We start from the raw sequence: 16,903 nt of genomic DNA, 5'->3' as shown, positions 1-16,903 counted from the left end.
TATCAAAAGCATAGCAAAAAGGTAACCCTATGCCCCGTATCGACGTCAACCGCTCCGGCGAAATGGAGGCCTTTGTTCAGGTCGTGGAAAAGGCCGGTTTTTCTGCCGCCGCGCGGCAGCTGTGCATGACGCCTTCGGCCGTCAGCAAGCTGGTCACCCGGCTGGAGGCGCGGCTGGGCACGCGGCTGGTCAACCGCTCAACCCGCAAGCTGCAGCTCACGCCCGAAGGCATCACGTTTTACGAACAAAGCACGCGTGTGCTGGCCGACATGGACGAGGCCGAGCGCGGTGCGGCCGCCGCCGCCATGCCGCGCGGGCGCGTCAGCATCAACGCCAGCATGCCGACGGCGCACCGCCTGCTATTGCCGCTGGTGCCGGCCTTTCATGAGCGCTTTCCCGACATCTCGCTGGACATCACACTCACCGACCGCATCGTCGACCTGCTGGACGAACGCACCGACGTGGCGATCCGCTGGGGCGCGCTGGCGTCGTCGCAGCTGGTGGCGCGGCGCCTGGGCGATACGGCGCAGGTGATCGTCGGCAGCCCGGCTTACCTGGCGCGCCACGGCACGCCGCAGACGCTGGCGGACCTGGAGGCGCACCAGCGGCTGGCCCACACCTTCAAGCGCAACATGCATTACTGGCCGGTGCGTGTGGATGGCCAGATCCAGCAACTGCCCATCACCGGCTATGCGCGCGCCAGCGACGGCGAGGCGCTGCGGCACCTGGTGCTGGCAGGCGCCGGGCTGGCGCGCATGTCGATGTTCCATGTAGGCCGCGACGTCGACGCGGGCCGCCTGGTGCCTGTTGCTGAAAACCTGAACCCGGGCGAGCGCGAGCCGATTCATGCGGTGTTTCTGGGCAAGGGCGGGCGCCTGCCGGCGCGTGTGCGCGTGCTGCTGGACTTTTTGGTGGAGCAGGTCACGCAGGAGGTGATTGACGGCGGCGGGTTGGGGTTGGAGTACCAGTTGCATCAGCCTTGATCGCGGTGTCGGCACACCCGGGCCGTCTGCGTAAGTAATACCCGCTAAGTACTAGCCACTACATAGCTTCCCTATGGCCGTTCGCGACCGACTTGCCTAGCATCCGTAACCAGTCGTAAAGCTGCAAGAGCTGCTTCGGCCATGGAGGTTTTTATGCGCCGCGTTCCTGTTCGCCCCGTGGGTTTTTTTCTTTTTCTTTTGTTGCTGTCGCTGGCTGGCGCCAGCTTTGCGCAAGAGCGCTTCACCGCATCCGCCGACGGCCAGGAAGTCACCGACAGCCGCACCGGCCTGACGTGGAAGCGCTGCGCCGAGGGCATGGTCTTCAAGGGCAAAACCTGTACCGGGCAGGCGGCTTTTTTAAGCGCGCCCGACGCGGCCGCGCGCGCCAAGGCGGCCTCCACGCCGGGGGCTGAATGGCGCCTGCCGATTCTCAAGGAGTTGTCCAGCATCGTGTCTGCACGGGAGGCGGATGTCGACAAGGCCGCGATAGACCCGAATGCTTTTCCGGGCACGCCGCTGGCGCGCTTCTGGACGTCCAGCAGCACCGGCCCGGGTTATTTCACGTTTGTGGGTTTCAGCGACGGCAGCGCGGGTGAAGCCCCGCGCGCCACCGCGGCCGCGGTGCGGCTGGTGCGCAGCGCGAAGTAAACGGCCAGCGCAGCCTCAGTCTTTCGAGACCTGCAGCACCAGCTTGCCGAAGTTCTCGCCGTTAAAGAGCTTGAGCAGCGTCTCGGGGAAGGTGTCCAGGCCGACGACGATGTCTTCCTTGCTCTTCATCGTGCCGGCCTTGAGGTAGCCCGCCATCTCGGCCACGCCGACGTGGTAGCGGTCGGCGTAGTCGAACACCACGATGCCTTCCATGCGCGCGCGGTTCACCAGCAGCGACAAATAATTGGCCGGGCCTTTGACGGGCGTGGTGTTGTTGTACTGGCTGATGGCGCCGCAGATGATGATGCGGGCGCCGCGCGCCAGCCGCGCCAGCACCATGTCCAGGATCTCGCCGCCCACGTTGTCGAAGTAGATGTCGATGCCCTTGGGGCAGTGTTCCTTCAGGCCGGCGCGCACGTCGCCGTTTTTGTAGTCGATGCAGGCGTCAAAGCCCAGCTCGTTCACCACCCAGTCGCACTTGGCCTTGCCGCCGGCAATGCCGACGACGCGGCAGCCCTTGAGTTTGGCGATCTGGCCGACCGTCTGGCCCACCGCACCGGCGGCGCCCGAGACCACCACGGTTTCGCCCGCCTTGGGCAGGCCGACTTCGAGCAGGCCGAAGTAACCCGTCATACCGGGCAAACCCAGCACATTGAGCCAGGAGGTCAGGCCCAGGCGCGGGTCGATCTTGAACATGCCGCTGCGCTTGATCTGGTCGGCCGGGATCAGGCAGTACTCCTGCACGTCGAGTGCGGCGTTCACATAGTCGCCCACGGCAAAGGCCGGGTTTTGCGAGGCGATGACTCTGCCCACACCGCCGGCGCGCATCACGGCGCCGATCTCCACCGGCGGGATGTAGCTCTTGGCATCGTTCATCCAGCCGCGCATGGCGGGGTCGAGCGAGAGGTAGAGGGTCTTCACCAGCACGCCGCCCGGGCCGGGCTCGGCCACGGGCTCGGTCGTGAAGCTCCAGTTGTCGCGCGTGGGCAGGCCGACGGGTCGGCTGGCGAGACGAATCTGGTGGTTGCTCAGGCTGGTGATGGCGCTCATGGTTTGTCTCCGCTGAATGGTTTGAATGGGTTGGTGAAATGGTAGCGGCGGCAAGGACTCGCATGAGTCGCAAAGGCGATTCGGACGAGGTCAGACACCGTTTCGGTTTATGCTTTAGAGATGAAACTCCACAACTATTTCCGCTCTTCTTCGTCCTTTCGTGTACGCATTGCGATGGAGCTCAAAGGCCTCAGCTACGACTACGTTCCCGTGCACATCGCCAAAGGCGAGCACAAGCAGCCGCCCTATGCCAACCTGGCGGTCGACACCCTGGTGCCGCTGCTGGAAGTGGACGGCGAAAAGCTCTCGCAGTCCATGGCCATCATTGAATACCTGGACGAAAAGCACCCCGAGCCGGCGCTGCTGCCGGCCGACGCGCTGGGCCGCGCCAAGGTGCGCGCGCTGGCGCAGTCCATCGCCTGCGAAATTCACCCCATCAACAATCTGCGTGTCCTCAAGTATTTGGTCAAGGAGCTCAAGCTCGACGAGGCAGCCAAGAACGCCTGGTACGTGCACTGGTGCCGTGAAGGCCTGGAGGCCTTTGAGCGCCAGCTGGCCCAGCTGCCCGCATCGACCTATTGCTACGGCAACACACCCACGCTGGCCGATTGCTGCCTGGTGCCGCAGATCTTTAACGCCAAACGTTTTAACGTGAGCTTTGACGGTTTGCCGCGCACCATGGCCGCGTTTGATGCGTGCATGAAGCTGCCGGCGTTTCAGAAGGCACAGCCGTCCGCTTGCCCCGACAACGAGGCCTGAAGCCAGTGCCCGTGCTGCATGCCGATTGGCTGGTTCCCGACTGGCCGGCGCCGGTCGGCGTGCGGGCGGTGTTCACCACGCGCGCCGGCGGCGTCTCGCCCGTGCCTTATGACAGCCTGAACCTGGGCGACCACGTGGGCGACCTGCCGGCCCACGTTGCCGCCAACCGCGATGTGCTGCGGCGGGCAACGGGCAGCCAGCCGGTGTTTCTGCAGCAGGTGCATGGCCGCGAAGTGCTGGTGCTGCATGCCGATTCCGCCGACGGCCAGAAAGCCGATGCCTGCGTGACGGACCAGGCGGGGTTGGCATGCACCATCATGGTGGCCGACTGCCTGCCGGTGCTGCTGGCCAGCGAAGACGGCGCAGTCGTGGCCGCTGCGCATGCGGGCTGGCGCGGGCTGGCAGACGGTGTCCTTGAAGCGGCTTATGCGTCATTTCGTGCCCTGGCCCAACAAGGGCGTGGGCAGGCCGCTATCAAAACAATAGCATGGCTGGGCCCGTGCATCGGGCCTTCCGCCTTTGAAGTGGGCGCTGAAGTCAAGGCCGCATTTGAAGCGGTGCTGCCTGGAGCGGGAAAGCTGTTTGTACCCGGCGGGCCCGGCAAATACCTGGCCGACCTGCCGGCGCTGGCGCGCTTGCGCCTGAAGGCGATGGGAATTACCCAGGTCTACGGCAATGACGGCAGCGATGCCTGGTGCACGGTGCGAAATCCTTCAAGGTTCTTTTCCCACCGGCGCGACGCGGGCGTAGCCGGCAACGGCTTCGGCACCACCGGCCGCATGGCTGCCTGCATCTGGCGCAGCTGAACGGAGCGCATCTGTCTGGTTGGCTGCTGCTTTGTCCGCCGCGGCCTGTTCGGCGAGCTCCTGTGCAGCCCGCTTTTTGATCGCCTTGCTGCGCGCCGGTGCACCCATCAGGTAAACCACCAATGCCACAGGCCCCAATCCATAGAGTACAAAGGTAACCAGTGCGCCCAGGACGGTGCCGGTGCTGTTGGTGGCTTCGGCAACACTCATCATGAAGACGACGTAAATCCAGGCGATGACAATCAAATACATAAATACGTAGAACTCCGCGCTGGGGGTGGCAATTTGTAATGCAAATCCTACGATACTGTTGGTGTACTCAAAAGAGTCACCGAGACTCAACATGATCGGGGAGACAAGATGAATTTTGACGCAAAGCAGGCCGAAGCGGCCCGGCAGATGCAAGAGACCTTTGCGGCAGGCCTTCAACAGGCCATGGGCGCCATGACCCAGGCCGGCGCAACACCCGGCTTCCCGGCGGCACAAGCCGGCCTGCAGTTTGATGCAGCCAAATTGCAGGCGCTTCAGCAGCGCTACCTCGCAGAGGCTTCAGCCCTTTGGAACCAAGGCCTGCAGGATGGTGCAGATGCCCCGGCGTTTTCCGACCGCCGGTTTTCCAGCGAAGCCTGGAAATCCAACCCCGTTTCGAAATTCTCCGCCTCAGCCTACCTGCTCAATGCACGCACCCTCATGGGGCTGGCGGACGCTGTGGAAGGCGACGCCAAGATGCGCGCCCGCGTGCGCTTCGCGGTGGAGCAATGGATGGCCGCCACCGCGCCCAGCAACTTCCTGGCGCTGAACGCCGAGGCCCAGCAAAAGGCCATCGAAAGCCGGGGCGAAAGCATCGCCCAGGGCATCACCAACCTGCTGCACGACATGAAGCAGGGCCATGTCTCGATGACGGACGAAAGCGTGTTCGAAGTCGGCAAAAACGTCGCCACCACTGAAGGCGCCGTGGTGTTTGAAAATGAATTCTTTCAGTTGCTCGAGTACAAGCCGCTCACGGCCAAGGTGTATGAAAAGCCCTTCCTGCTGATCCCGCCCTGCATCAACAAGTTCTACATTCTCGACCTGCAGCCCGAGAACTCGCTGATCCGCTATGCGGTGAGTGAAGGGCACCGCACCTTTGTGGTCAGCTGGCGCAATCCCGACGAGTCCATGGCCGGCAAGACCTGGGACGACTACATTGAGCACGCCGCCATCAAGGCGATCGACGTGGTGCAGGAGATCACCGGCGCCAAGACACTGAATGCGCTTGGCTTTTGCGTGGGTGGGACCATCCTGGGCACGGCGCTGTCGGTGCTGGCGGCCAGGGGCAAGAAGCCGGTGGCCAGCGCCACGCTGCTGACATCCTTCCTCGACTTCACCGACACCGGCATCCTCGACATCTTCATCGACGAAACGTCCGTCAAATACCGCGAGGCCGAGATGGGGCAGGGCGGTTTGCTCAAGGGGCAAGACCTCGCGTCCACCTTCAGCTTCCTGCGCCCCAACGACCTGGTATGGAACTACGTGGTGGGCAACTACCTCAAGGGCGAAACGCCGCCGCCTTTTGACCTGCTTTACTGGAACAGCGACTCCACCAACCTGCCCGGGCCTTTTTACGCCTGGTACCTGCGCAACACCTACTTTGAAAACAACCTGGTCAAACCCGGCAAGGTTTCGGTGTGCGGCCAGAAGGTGGATTTGCGCAAGGTCGACATCCCGGTTTACCTCTACGGCTCGCGCGAAGACCACATCGTGCCGATCGGCGGCGCCTACGCCTCGACCCAGCATCTGCCGGGCAAAAAACGTTTTGTGATGGGCGCTTCGGGCCACATCGCCGGTGTGATCAACCCGCCGGCCAAGAAAAAACGCAGCTACTGGACCAACGACAAACTGCCGCAGGGCAAATTCCCGGCGGCGCAGGCAGATTGGCTCAAGGGGGCGACCGAACACCCCGGCAGCTGGTGGACGGACTGGTCTGCCTGGCTCAAGGGCCATGCTGGCAAGCAAATTGCTGCACCCAAAACATACGGCAACCGCCAATACAAAGTTATCGAGGCCGCACCGGGCCGCTACGTCAAGGCAAAGGCCTGAGTTGCGCAAGCCACCGCTTCTTTAAAACCATCCAAAAAACTTCACAAGGAAAGACATCATGGAAGACATCGTTATCGTTGCAGCCGGCCGCACGGCCGTGGGCAAATTTGGCGGCTCGCTGGCCAAGATCCCTGCCACAGATTTCGGCGCCGCGGTCATCAAGGGCGTGCTGGAGCGTTCGGGCCTCAGCGCCGACCAGCTGGGTGAAGTCATCATGGGCCAGGTGCTCACCGCTGGTGTGGGCCAGAACCCGGCGCGCCAGTCGGTCATCAAGGCAGGTTTTCCCAACGGCATTCCGGGCCTGACCATCAACGCGGTGTGCGGCTCCGGCCTCAAAGCCGTCATGCTGGCGGCCCAGTCGGTGGCCACCGGCGACAGCGAAATCGTGATCGCCGGCGGCCAGGAAAACATGAGCGCCGCACCTCACGTGCTCAACGGTTCGCGCGACGGCCAGCGCATGGGCGACTGGAAGATGGTCGACTCCATGATCGTCGACGGCCTGTGGGACGTCTACAACCAGTACCACATGGGCATCACCGCCGAAAACGTGGCCAAGAAATACGGCATCGACCGTGAAGCGCAGGACGCGCTGGCCCTGGCCAGCCAGACCAAGGCCGCGGCTGCGCAAGACGCCGGCAAGTTCAAGGATGAAATCATCCCCATCACCATCCCGCAGAAAAAGGGCGACCCGGTGGTGTTTGCCGCCGACGAATTCATCAACCGCAAAACCAGCGCCGAAGGCCTGGCAGGCCTGCGCCCGGCGTTTGACAAAGCCGGCGGCGTGACGGCAGGCAATGCCTCGGGCCTCAACGACGGCGCGGCCGCCGTGATGGTGATGACGGCCAAGAAAGCCGCTGCACTGGGGCTCAAACCCCTGGCGCGTATTGCGAGCTACGCCACCACGGGTCTGGACCCAGCCTACATGGGCATGGGCCCGGTGCCGGCGTCGACCAAGGCGCTGCAGCGCGCCGGCTGGAAGGCGCAAGACCTCGACCTGCTCGAGATCAACGAAGCCTTCGCGGCACAGGCCTGCGCGGTCAACAAGGAAATGGGCTGGGACACCAGCAAGGTCAACGTGAACGGCGGCGCTATTGCCATCGGCCATCCGATCGGCGCGTCCGGCTGCCGCATCCTGGTGACCCTGCTGCATGAGATGGCCAGGCGCGATGCCAAAAAGGGCATCGCCAGTCTCTGCATCGGCGGCGGCATGGGGGTTGCCCTCACACTGGAGCGCTGAATATCAGGTAAAAAGGCCTCTAGCCCACGCCAATCATGCGCAGGTAGCTATAAAAGTTATAGCAAACGCTTGATGGCAGGCCGGGCGGCCAAAGCATCAACGGTTTTTCATAATTCACAAAATCAAGGAGAGAGTCATGGCAAAAAAAGTAGCGTACGTCACAGGTGGCATGGGCGGCATCGGAACCGCCATCTGCCAGCGGCTGGACAAGGACGGGTATACCGTGGTGGCGGGCTGCGGGCCCACGCGCGACTACACCAAGTGGCTTGACGAGCAAAAGGCCCTGGGCCACACCTTCTACGCCTCGGTGGGCAATGTCGGCGACTGGGACTCCACCGTCGCCGCCTTCGACAAGGTCAAGGCCGAGCACGGCCCCGTGGCGGTGCTGGTCAACAATGCCGGCATCACGCGCGACGGCCAGTTCCGCAAGATGAGCAAGGCCGATTGGGACGCCGTGATCTCCACCAACCTCAACAGCATGTTCAACGTGACCAAGCAGGTCATTGAAGGCATGATTGAAGCGGGCTTTGGCCGCATCATCAACATCTCGTCGGTCAACGGCCAGAAGGGCCAGTTCGGCCAGGTTAACTACTCCACCGCCAAGGCGGGCCTGCACGGCTTCACCATGGCGCTGGCGCAAGAGGTTGCCTCCAAAGGCGTGACCGTCAACACCGTCAGCCCGGGTTATATCGGCACCGACATGGTCAAAGCCATTCGCCCCGATGTGCTCGAAAAGATCGTGGCGGGTGTGCCCGCCAAGCGGCTCGGCCAGCCTGAAGAAATCGCGTCCATCATTTCCTGGATCGCATCTGACGAAGGCGGCTACGCCACGGGCGCCGACTTCTCGCTTAACGGCGGTTTGCACATGGGCTGAGCTGACGCAGCCCTGTTTCTGGAAAACCCGCTTCGGCGGGTTTTTTTATAAGGGGCCTTCGATTCAAAAAAGTATTCGGTCCCCCGAAAGTTTGCCAGAAAGTAGGCATTCAAGGGGTTGTATCAGGGGGTAGGATGGACAACTGAAGTGGGGCGGTAGCAATCTATCCTTTTCGACGGCGGTAAGTTAGCCGCAGACATCTTGCTCATACCCAGCACTGTGGTTATCTCATACGCGTAGCACTGCGGCTAATTAAAAACGTCAGAAAGATTGAACTGAAATGGCTTTGCTTTTTACCAAGTCACGATTGTCGAAATCCGAGAAATTGCTCGCCCAGATATCGCTCGTGACACTGCTCACCTTAGGTGGCGGCGATGCCCTTGCCATTGGTGATTCTGGAGGATGTGGATTCGACAGAGAGTATGCCCGCACATTAGCGTTTGGCACGCCGTCAACAATCGAATCGTATATTTCAGCAAACACTTCACGACGGCTGACGTATCTAAAACGACAATCAAAACCTGACGCAAACGATCCTGCCGCTATAAAAGCGTGGCGCGACGATGTCAGGAATCAGATGCTCCTTCAACCGGTGCACTGCAGTCACGGTGAGTTCCCTCTGGATTACGCGGTTGCCAATGGCAATCTCGAAGTTGTGCGATGGCTGTTGGATATGGGTGCTGACCCAAGTGCGAAATCCTCTGGGAACCGAAGTTCGATCTTCACGAGATGTGGCTTTGGGCAACAATACGGCGATGCACCAAATGGTCTGTCCAAAGAGCAGATCCAGCGGCGAATGATCGAAGCATATCGAATGCTGCTTGCGCGTGGTGCGAACATCAACGATCCGGACCCACTTAGGAGTATTACCGGTTGTTTGCGTCGCGAGATGTATCCCTTACTCAAGCAACTTGGGGCTCGTGTCACCGTTGAAGCCTTTCAAAGCTGGACTCGTTCTGCTCGGACTGCGGGTGGCGGTATCGTTGAATCGAACTGGGCCGTCGTTGAGGAACTCGCAAAAGGTCAGTCATTCGATTTTCGCGGAACGGAATTCGAATACGGTCTGCTTTCTATGGCGGATGCCCGTGCCGATATGTCAGATTACGAACCCGTTATTGAGTTGACCCGACGACTTTCAACTGTCGTCAAGCTTAGTCCCGGGATTGTTCCAGGGGTGCCCGCCAACAAATCCGACGTACCAAAGAACTTCAGTCCCGCACGGTCTGCATGTTATTTTCCAGAAATTGGTGCTTATCCGGGCTTTGAATTCATTGGGCTCGTACGCAAGAGAAAAGATGGAGTGCGCCCCTCCCTCGAAGGTGATGTCACTGCAGTCACTGTTGGAAAAACAAAAGAACCTGTGTTGCTGTTACTGATCAATGCGCGGGAAACACCAACAAAATGGGTGATCCACCGCACCAAAGATGCGCATATTCTTGGCGTTATCGCACTGAATGACTTTCGCTCCAGCTTCCGTGACGAACTCAGCTTTGATCCTTTGCGCCCTGTCATTATTGGAGGTAGTGGCGTCTGTCATCTGACCATCGTGCATCTAGATCGACAGACCGGGAGTGACCAAATTAAACTTGTTCCTTACTCGGCTGCGCGTCCCTCGTCTCGGACATTCAATCCGATAACGCTTCGTGGCGTGCCTCCGCTCTCAATTTCCGAGACCGATCGGTTTGTGGTCGGAGACATTGCACCAGCCTCCGCCTTGATTTCATGGCCGGAGAGCCTTCGAACTGCCTCTCCTCGCACGAGAAAATAAACTAAGTAAACAGTAGGTGGCTAAATAGGCACTGACATGGTCAAGTCAATCCGCCTTGATGTGCCGGCAAAGCGGCTGGGTCGGCCTGAAGAAATTGCGTCCATCATTTCGTGGATCGCCGCTGATGAAGGCGGCTACGCCACCGGCGCCGACTTCTCGCTTAACGGCGGTTTGCACATGGGCTGAGCTGACGCAGCCCTGTTTCTGGAAAACCCGCTTCGGCGGGTTTTTTTATGGCCGTTCCACCCGCGCCTGGTAAAAACACCCTGCAAGCGCGTGGGGATTTTCTGTGGGGCCTCGGGCGGCAACTGTAGTAAATTAAAGCGACGTGTTCTACGGGGACAGCCTGCTTGCCGGGCTGCGTCGCAGGCCTTCCTTGGAGTCTCGACAGACTCTTAAACCGCATTCTTAAAGGAATCCCTCTCGCATGCCCCACAGCGTCTCTCTGATCAGCACCATTGCCGCAGGCCTCGGCCTTGCCCTGATTTTTGGCTTTCTTGCCGTTCGGCTTCGCCTGCCGGCACTGGTGGGCTATTTGCTGGCGGGCGTGATCATCGGGCCGTTCACGCCCGGCTTTGTGGCGGATGCGGAGATCGCCAGCCAGCTGGCTGAAATCGGTGTGATGCTGCTGATGTTTGGCGTGGGCCTGCATTTTTCGCTGGATGATTTGCTGGCGGTACGCAAGATCGCGATACCCGGCGCCGTTGTGCAGATGACGGTGGCCACGGCCCTCGGCATGGGCCTGGCGCACTGGTGGGGCTGGAACCTGGGCGGTGCGCTGGTGTTCGGCTTGTCACTCTCGGTTGCCAGTACCGTGGTGCTGTTGCGCGCACTTGAAAGCCGCGGCATTCTCGACTCGGTCAACGGACGCATCGCCGTCGGCTGGCTGGTGGTGGAAGACCTTGCCATGGTGCTGGTGCTGGTGCTGCTGCCGCCGCTGGGTGGCTGGCTCTCGGGCAAGATCGATGCGGACGTCAACGCGCTATGGAAGACGCTGGGCATCACGCTGCTGCAGGTGGGCGGTTTTGTTGCCCTGATGCTGGTGGTGGGGCGGCGCTTCTTCCCCTGGGTGCTATGGCAGGTGCAGCGCACCGGTTCGCGAGAGCTCTTTACCTTGTGCGTGGTGGCCGCCGCCGTGAGCATCGCCTTCGGTGCGACGGCGCTGTTCGGCGTGTCGTTTGCGCTGGGCGCATTTTTCGCCGGCATGGTGATGCGCGAATCAGAGTTCAGCCACCGGGCCGCCGAAGAATCGCTGCCGCTGCGCGACGCTTTTGCCGTGCTGTTTTTTGTGTCGGTCGGCATGCTGTTTGACCCGTGGGTGCTGATCGAGCGGCCGCTGCAGGTGCTGGCGGTGGTCGGCATCATCATCGTCGGCAAGACGCTGGCCGCCGGCGTGCTGGTGATGGCGTTTCGCTACCCGCTGAACACGGCCTTGACGGTCTCCGCCAGCCTGGCGCAAATCGGCGAGTTCTCTTTCATCCTGGTGGGCCTGGGCGCGTCGCTCGGTTTGCTGCCGCCAGAGGGTCAGAGCCTGGTGCTGGCAGGCGCGCTGATTTCCATCGCACTCAACGAACTGGTGTTCAAGTCGGTCGAGCCGCTGCAGAAATGGATACTCGCCAAATCGCCGCTGGCCCGCAAGCTGGAGGCGCGCGACGACCCGATGGCCGAACTCCCGGCCACAACAGACCAGAAGTATTTGGCCAACCATGTGGTGCTGGTGGGCTACGGCCGGGTAGGGCGGCGCATCGCCGATGCGCTCAAGGCAAACCACATTCCTTTTGTGGTGGCCGAGCAGAACCGCGAGGCGGTAGAGCGCCTGCGGGAGCAAGGCATGGCGGCCGTGTCAGGCGATGCCGTCGAGGCGGAAGTGCTGATTCAGGCCCACATCGCGCAGGCGCGCATGCTGGTGATTGCCACGCCCGACACGCTGGACGTGCGGCAGATCGTGTCGACAGCGCGGGCGCTGAACCCCGGCATCGAAACCGTGGTGCGCACCCACAATGAGGCCGAAGCGCGCCTGCTCGACAACGAAAAGGCCGGCAAGGTTTTCCTCGGCGAGCACGAACTGGCGCAGTCGATGACGCGGCATGTGCTGGAGCGCGCAGCGGCCGCGGCGTCCCACTAGTTTTTGGATTTTCCCCGCAACACGGCAGAGCGCACCAGCGCCAGCCTGTCGTTGCCGAAGTACATGTCGTCGCCCACAAAGAAGGTGGGTGAACCGAAAGCCCCGCGGCGGATGGCCTCGTCGGTGTTGGCCTTGAGCTGATCCTTGATGTCGGGCCGTGCGATGCCCTCCAGGAATGCATCCGCATCAATGCCCACCTGCCGGCAAATGGCCGCCAGCACTTCGTCCTGCGAAATGTCTTCTTCACGGCTGAAGTAGGCCGCAAAGGTGGCCTCGATGAATTCAAGGTAATGCGTCTGGGCCGCGGCATCTTGCGCAATCCACAGGCAGCCGCGCATGGCCTTGACGCTGTTGACCGGAAACACCCTGGGCGGAAAGGCGATCTTCAGCCCCGCCTCGCGCGCGCTGTCCTGCACGTCCTTGAGCATGTAGCGGTTCTTCGGCGAGTTCATGTCTTCCCGCGCGGCGTAGATGCCTTTGTTGACGCTGTTGAAGATGCCGCCCACCAACACCGGCCGCCAGGAAATGGTCTCCTGGAGTTCGGCCGCCAGCGGCTGGATGTTGCGAAAGGCGATGTAGGTCCAGGGGCTGGAGCAGTCGAAGAAAAATTCAATCATGGCGTGTCTCGTTCTTTTTCAAAAAAGGGATCAGGAAACCTTGTGCATGCCCTCACGCACGCTTTGTGCGGTCTGCCCGAACAATGCCTTGCGGGCCTCTTCGGTCAGGGCCGGCGCGCGCAGCTCTTTGCCCAGGTCCAGCCCGCGTTTGACGGCCGGCCTTTCAAACAGGGCGTCGTACCAGCGCTGCACATGGGGAAATTTTTGCAGATCAACCTGCTGGGCCTTGTGCGTGCGCACCCAGGGGAAGATCGCCATGTCGGCGATGGAGTAGCCGGCGCCGGCCACATGCGCGCCGGTGCGTGCCAGCTGGGCATCGAGCACGCCGTAAAGGCGGTCCACTTCCTTGCCGTAGCGCTCGATGGCGTAGGGGATTTTGTCCGGCGCATACAAGAGGAAATGGCCGTTTTGCCCGGCCATGGGACCCAGCCCGCCCATCTGCCACATAAGCCACTGCATGGCCTGGTAGCGCTCGCGCAATTCAGTCGGCAAAAAGCGGCCGGTCTTTTCGGCCAGGTACATCAGGATGGCGCCGCTTTCAAACACGGCCACGGGCGCGCCGCCGCCGGCGGGTGCGTGGTCGACGATGGCCGGCATGCGGTTGTTGGGGCTGATGGCCAGAAACTCCGGCGCGAACTGTTCACCTTTGCCGATGTTGACGGGAACCAGCCTGTAGGGCAGATCGCATTCTTCGAGCATGATGGAAATCTTCCATCCGTTGGGGGTGGGCCAGTAGTGCAGATCGATCATGGGAGTCCTTGAGATTTTGGAGCGTGTGTGAGGGCTAGATCAATGGCGCCAATGCCGGATGGTCGGCGGCCATCCGCCGGGCTTCTTCGCCGTCCGGCGCCATCATCCGGAAATCCGAAAAGTCAAAGCCTGGCCCCACGGCACAGGCCACGAGCACATAGCCCGCCGCGTCGCCGGCCTGTGGCCTGGCCGCCTGCCACAGGCCGGCCGCCACAACGTGCTGGGGCAGGGTTGATGCACTGACCGGGCCGAGCACCGCGCGGTGCAGCTTGCCGTCCGCCGCATCCCATGTCCAGAGATCCAGTGGCGCGCCTTCGAGGTGAACCCACACCTCGTTGGACAGCACGCGGTGCCAGCGTGAATGCTGCGTGTCGTCCAGCAAAAAATAGATGGAGGTGAGGGCGTTGCGCGCGGGCCTGCCGTCTTGCGGCATGACGTGGCCCTGTGAGCGGAACACCTCGCGGTACCAGCCGCCTTCCGGGTGGGGCTGGAGTTGCAACTGGTCAATCAGCTGCCGGGCGCGGGGTGTGGGATGTGTGGGAAGGGATCCGGGATGGCTGGGCTGGGGCATGAGGCGCAGTGTGCCTCAATCCCGCCGCGGGCTTCAAGCGGCGGCGATTGCCCTTGGGCCCTTCCCGGGACAGGCGCTATTCGAGGTCTTCGATCGCCAGGCTGTGGTACTTCTGGCCGTACGAAAACGGTACCTGGCGCACCACTTCCATGATGCGCTCCGTCGCCTCCTTGTTGGGGGCCGGAACCATCACCGCATGGTGACCATCGCGTGCCAGGTCAACGTACTTGTGCACGGTGGCGCCCTCGGTGCCGACATCGGGCAGGTCTACCACCGACTTGCCGTCCGCGTTACCGATGCTTTGGATGACATCTTCGGGGGTGAGCAGCATGACGCCTTCGTTACCCACCTCCAGGTCTTTCGCTACCTGCCTGGCGTCCTCGGCATCCGGGAACATGATGAAGGCGTAGCCGGTGGGGTAGAAGACCCCGCCCATGCTGAACATTTTTTTGGTCAGTTCAAAGTGCTTCATCGCAAGTCCTTTCATGAATTAACGTTGTATCAACGAATCATTAAGGCGCGGAAATCGTGGATTTCCGGTCAGCGATCACATCCTGTTCCTGTCAGACACTAACGTCAATCCCCCCGTCCAGGCTCACTGCGTGTAGCCTGTTCCCCCTCAAGGGGCGGTGCCTGCGGTCTGGCCCTTCGACAAGCTCAGGACAAGCCAAGGCCAGTCCCGCGGCACCCGCTGGCTATGGGCGCGCGTACTACGCGAAGCGAAGGTGTGGAGCCTAATTCAGTTCTTCTAATTTGATGGTCGGCTCGGCCATCACGCGCACCGTGCTTTGCAGGCCTTGCAGGATCTGGTTGGCGAAGTAGCTGCTCTGGGTGTCGGGCTCCAGCGCTGCGACGACCAGGTTGGCCATGGGCTGGTTGAGCGGCACGTAGTAGCTGCCGCGCGGCGCGTCCACCACACCGCGTGCCAGGCTCACCTGCACCTTGATGATGGCGTTGCCGTCGGCGATCGCACCGCGCACGTCCTGGCGCTCGCCTGTCGCACTGGCGGTTTCCCGGTAGCTGTCGCCCAGCATGGAGCCTTGCTCGGCCACGCGCAGCACCTGCACGCCATGCAGCCGCAGCCGGTCGACGGCAACCGTGGACGCTGCCGACAGCCAGTAACCGCAGGGGCGGGCGCGGGCCTTGAGGCTGCGCAGCGCCAGTGCGGAGTCCCAGTCGACGGAGACGGCCTTGTCGGCGCCGCTGACCGGGTCCAGCATGAGCAGCTCGTACTGGGCGGCGGTGGGGCCGGCCTCCACCACGGTTTGCTCCTTGCAGGCCTGGCCGCCGACTTCCTTGTCGAGATAGGGGCGCAACTGGTGCAGCTCGTTGGCGCGCTGCGCCGTGCTGGCCAGCACGCTGGTGATGGCCGTGACATGGGTGTGCACGCGCCGCTGGATATGCAGGCGGCCGATGCCGACGCCGCGCGTTTCGATCAGCAGGCTGACGGCGTTCTTCAGGCCGTTCACATTGCGGCCGGTGTCGGGCTGTGTGCCGCCCATGGAGATTTTCCGGTCGGCCAGGTCGCTGGACGTGGTGTAGTACCACTCGGTGCTGAGGTTCTGGCCCTTGAGCGCGGCCAGCAGCGGGCGGCGGTACCACTCTTCAGCAGCCTTGGTCAGGAACTCCGGCAGGTTGGCGGTGGTGGCGTACTGGAGCAGCGCGTCGAACTTTTGCACCGTGCCGAATTTCTGCAGGTAGCGGCCCACCACGGTGTATTCATGGGCGTCGACCACGACCGTCGGGCTGTAGTCGCGCGCCAGCCGGGCCAGCGCCTGGGCTTCGGGCGTGTTGAGCAGCAGGTGGTCGCGGTTCATGTCCAGCCCGCCGGTGGTGGCGCGCTGGTCGCTTGCCGCACCGTCGGGGTTGGCGCGCGGCACGATCACCACATTGATGCGGTCCAGCACGGGCGACAGGAGGCCTTGCGCCAGTTCCCTTGCAATGACCAGCAGGGCCTCGCTGCCGGCGGGCTCGTCGCCATGCTGCTGCCCCACCAGCAGCACCGTGGGCTTGCCGGCGGATTTCAGCACGGCCGGATCGGTGCCGCCCGCGCGGGTCAGCACCAGCGCTTCCAGCGTCTCGCCGCGCTGCGAACGCCCAATCGGCAACACGGCCGCCCTCACGCCGGGTGTGCGTGATGCGGCGGCCGACTGTTCGCGCAGCCAGCCCTGGATCTCCGCCTGGCTGGTGAAGGTGGTGCGGCCGGGTTGCAGCCCCGGGGTGTTGTACACCACAGAGGGCGCCGGGAAGCGCGCAGCCACCGCAGCGCTGTAAGGGGCCGCCTGGTCGGCAGCGGGGGATTGTGGTGCTGCGGGTGATGAGGCGAGCGGGGGCAACGCAGCCGGCGCAACAGGCGTGACCTGAACCGCTGCCGGCCGGGGTGCGGCAGGCGGCACGGGCGCAGGGGCTTGCGCGCTGGCAGGAGGGCGCGGCAAGGCGGCGGGCGTCCAGGGCGGCAGGGGGGTCGATGCACAAGCCGCCAGCAAAACCAGGGGAGCCATGGCGGCAAGCGGACGCACGCGGCGGACGGCGCGGCGAGCGGGCAAGGCGTGGAGGGCTATCGGGAGGGGGCGCGGCATTGTCATCGTCTTTTGCATTCTGGGATGTCCTGTTCCTCGTTCCTGTCTCTAAGGCCA

16 protein-coding genes and 1 pseudogene are annotated in these 16,903 nt (G+C 62.6%); 10 read left to right on the top strand and 7 right to left on the bottom strand.

Annotation, left to right across the window (positions count from 1 at the left end):
* Window positions 1–29 precede the first annotated feature (29 nt).
* Window positions 30–983: a LysR family transcriptional regulator gene (locus DT070_RS19545; protein ID WP_122956901.1), complete on the top strand. Its 954-nt coding sequence runs from the start codon at window positions 30–32 to the stop codon at window positions 981–983.
* A 153-nt stretch (window positions 984–1,136) separates the two neighbouring features.
* Window positions 1,137–1,631 carry a DUF1566 domain-containing protein gene (locus DT070_RS19540; RefSeq protein WP_164483785.1) on the top strand — a complete coding sequence of 165 codons (495 nt, stop codon included), beginning with the start codon at window positions 1,137–1,139 and terminating at the stop codon, window positions 1,629–1,631.
* A gap of 15 nt (window positions 1,632–1,646) precedes the next feature.
* Here DT070_RS19540 and DT070_RS19535 read toward each other — a convergent pair whose 3' ends face one another.
* On the bottom strand, window positions 1,647–2,681 hold the full coding sequence (locus DT070_RS19535) for an NADP-dependent oxidoreductase (protein ID WP_122956899.1): 1,035 nt from the start codon (window positions 2,679–2,681) through the stop codon (window positions 1,647–1,649).
* Window positions 2,682–2,801: 120 nt separating this feature from the next.
* Here DT070_RS19535 and maiA point away from each other — a divergent pair, with 120 nt between their 5' ends.
* Both maiA and pgeF read left to right on the top strand, forming a co-directional pair.
* Entirely contained in the window at window positions 2,802–3,440 is a 639-nt protein-coding gene (gene maiA, locus DT070_RS19530) for a maleylacetoacetate isomerase (RefSeq protein ID WP_122956898.1), read from the top strand.
* A 14-nt stretch (window positions 3,441–3,454) separates the two neighbouring features.
* Window positions 3,455–4,246 carry a peptidoglycan editing factor PgeF gene (pgeF, locus tag DT070_RS19525; protein WP_194965988.1) on the top strand — a complete coding sequence of 264 codons (792 nt, stop codon included), beginning with the start codon at window positions 3,455–3,457 and terminating at the stop codon, window positions 4,244–4,246.
* Here the strand turns inward: pgeF and DT070_RS19520 are convergent.
* A complete protein-coding gene (locus DT070_RS19520) occupies window positions 4,154–4,591 on the bottom strand; it encodes a hypothetical protein (protein WP_369973893.1) in 438 nt (145 codons plus the stop codon). The genes pgeF and DT070_RS19520 overlap by 93 nt on opposite strands.
* Window positions 4,592–4,606: 15 nt before the next feature.
* Between DT070_RS19520 and DT070_RS19515 the strand changes: the two genes are divergently transcribed.
* The 6 genes and pseudogenes from DT070_RS19515 (at window position 4,607) to ybaL (ending at window position 12,329) form a co-directional block, all read left to right on the top strand.
* Window positions 4,607–6,325 carry an alpha/beta hydrolase gene (locus DT070_RS19515; protein ID WP_122956896.1) on the top strand — a complete coding sequence of 573 codons (1,719 nt, stop codon included), beginning with the start codon at window positions 4,607–4,609 and terminating at the stop codon, window positions 6,323–6,325.
* Window positions 6,326–6,383: 58 nt separating this feature from the next.
* Window positions 6,384–7,562 (top strand): acetyl-CoA C-acetyltransferase, encoded by a 1,179-nt coding sequence (locus DT070_RS19510; protein WP_122956895.1) that lies wholly within the window; start codon window positions 6,384–6,386, stop codon window positions 7,560–7,562.
* Window positions 7,563–7,698: 136 nt separating this feature from the next.
* Window positions 7,699–8,436, top strand: coding sequence for an acetoacetyl-CoA reductase (phbB, locus tag DT070_RS19505; RefSeq protein ID WP_092128230.1), 738 nt, complete (start codon window positions 7,699–7,701; stop codon window positions 8,434–8,436).
* 280 nt (window positions 8,437–8,716) lie between these two features.
* The gene (locus DT070_RS19500; protein WP_122956894.1) at window positions 8,717–10,204 is read left to right on the top strand and encodes an ankyrin repeat domain-containing protein; all 1,488 of its coding nucleotides are present in this window, start codon (window positions 8,717–8,719) and stop codon (window positions 10,202–10,204) included.
* 24 nt (window positions 10,205–10,228) lie between these two features.
* A pseudogene (locus DT070_RS19495) lies at window positions 10,229–10,390 on the top strand (SDR family oxidoreductase); the annotation flags it as partial.
* Window positions 10,391–10,631: 241 nt separating this feature from the next.
* Entirely contained in the window at window positions 10,632–12,329 is a 1,698-nt protein-coding gene (gene ybaL, locus DT070_RS19490; protein WP_122956893.1) for a YbaL family putative K(+) efflux transporter, read from the top strand.
* Here ybaL and DT070_RS19485 read toward each other — a convergent pair.
* The 5 genes from DT070_RS19485 to DT070_RS19465 form a co-directional block, all read right to left on the bottom strand.
* Window positions 12,326–12,946: a 2-hydroxychromene-2-carboxylate isomerase gene (locus DT070_RS19485; RefSeq protein ID WP_122956892.1), complete on the bottom strand. Its 621-nt coding sequence runs from the start codon at window positions 12,944–12,946 to the stop codon at window positions 12,326–12,328. The two genes, ybaL and DT070_RS19485, sit on opposite strands and share 4 nt — an antisense overlap.
* Before the next feature lie 30 nt (window positions 12,947–12,976).
* Window positions 12,977–13,696, bottom strand: a complete 720-nt coding sequence (locus tag DT070_RS19480; protein ID WP_122956891.1) for a glutathione binding-like protein — start codon at window positions 13,694–13,696, stop codon at window positions 12,977–12,979.
* Window positions 13,697–13,730: 34 nt separating this feature from the next.
* Window positions 13,731–14,267: a cupin domain-containing protein gene (locus DT070_RS19475; protein ID WP_122956890.1), complete on the bottom strand. Its 537-nt coding sequence runs from the start codon at window positions 14,265–14,267 to the stop codon at window positions 13,731–13,733.
* A 76-nt stretch (window positions 14,268–14,343) separates the two neighbouring features.
* The gene (locus DT070_RS19470) at window positions 14,344–14,739 is read right to left on the bottom strand and encodes an RNA-binding protein (RefSeq protein WP_122956889.1); all 396 of its coding nucleotides are present in this window, start codon (window positions 14,737–14,739) and stop codon (window positions 14,344–14,346) included.
* 262 nt (window positions 14,740–15,001) lie between these two features.
* Window positions 15,002–16,852: a M14 family metallopeptidase gene (locus DT070_RS19465; protein ID WP_122957504.1), complete on the bottom strand. Its 1,851-nt coding sequence runs from the start codon at window positions 16,850–16,852 to the stop codon at window positions 15,002–15,004.
* Window positions 16,853–16,903: the final 51 nt, after the last annotated feature.

The organism is Polaromonas sp. SP1 (assembly GCF_003711205.1).
Classification (GTDB): domain Bacteria; phylum Pseudomonadota; class Gammaproteobacteria; order Burkholderiales; family Burkholderiaceae_C; genus Polaromonas.
The sequence above is the reverse complement of the archived record's forward strand: the minus strand, read 5'-3'. Positions and strand labels throughout refer to the sequence as shown.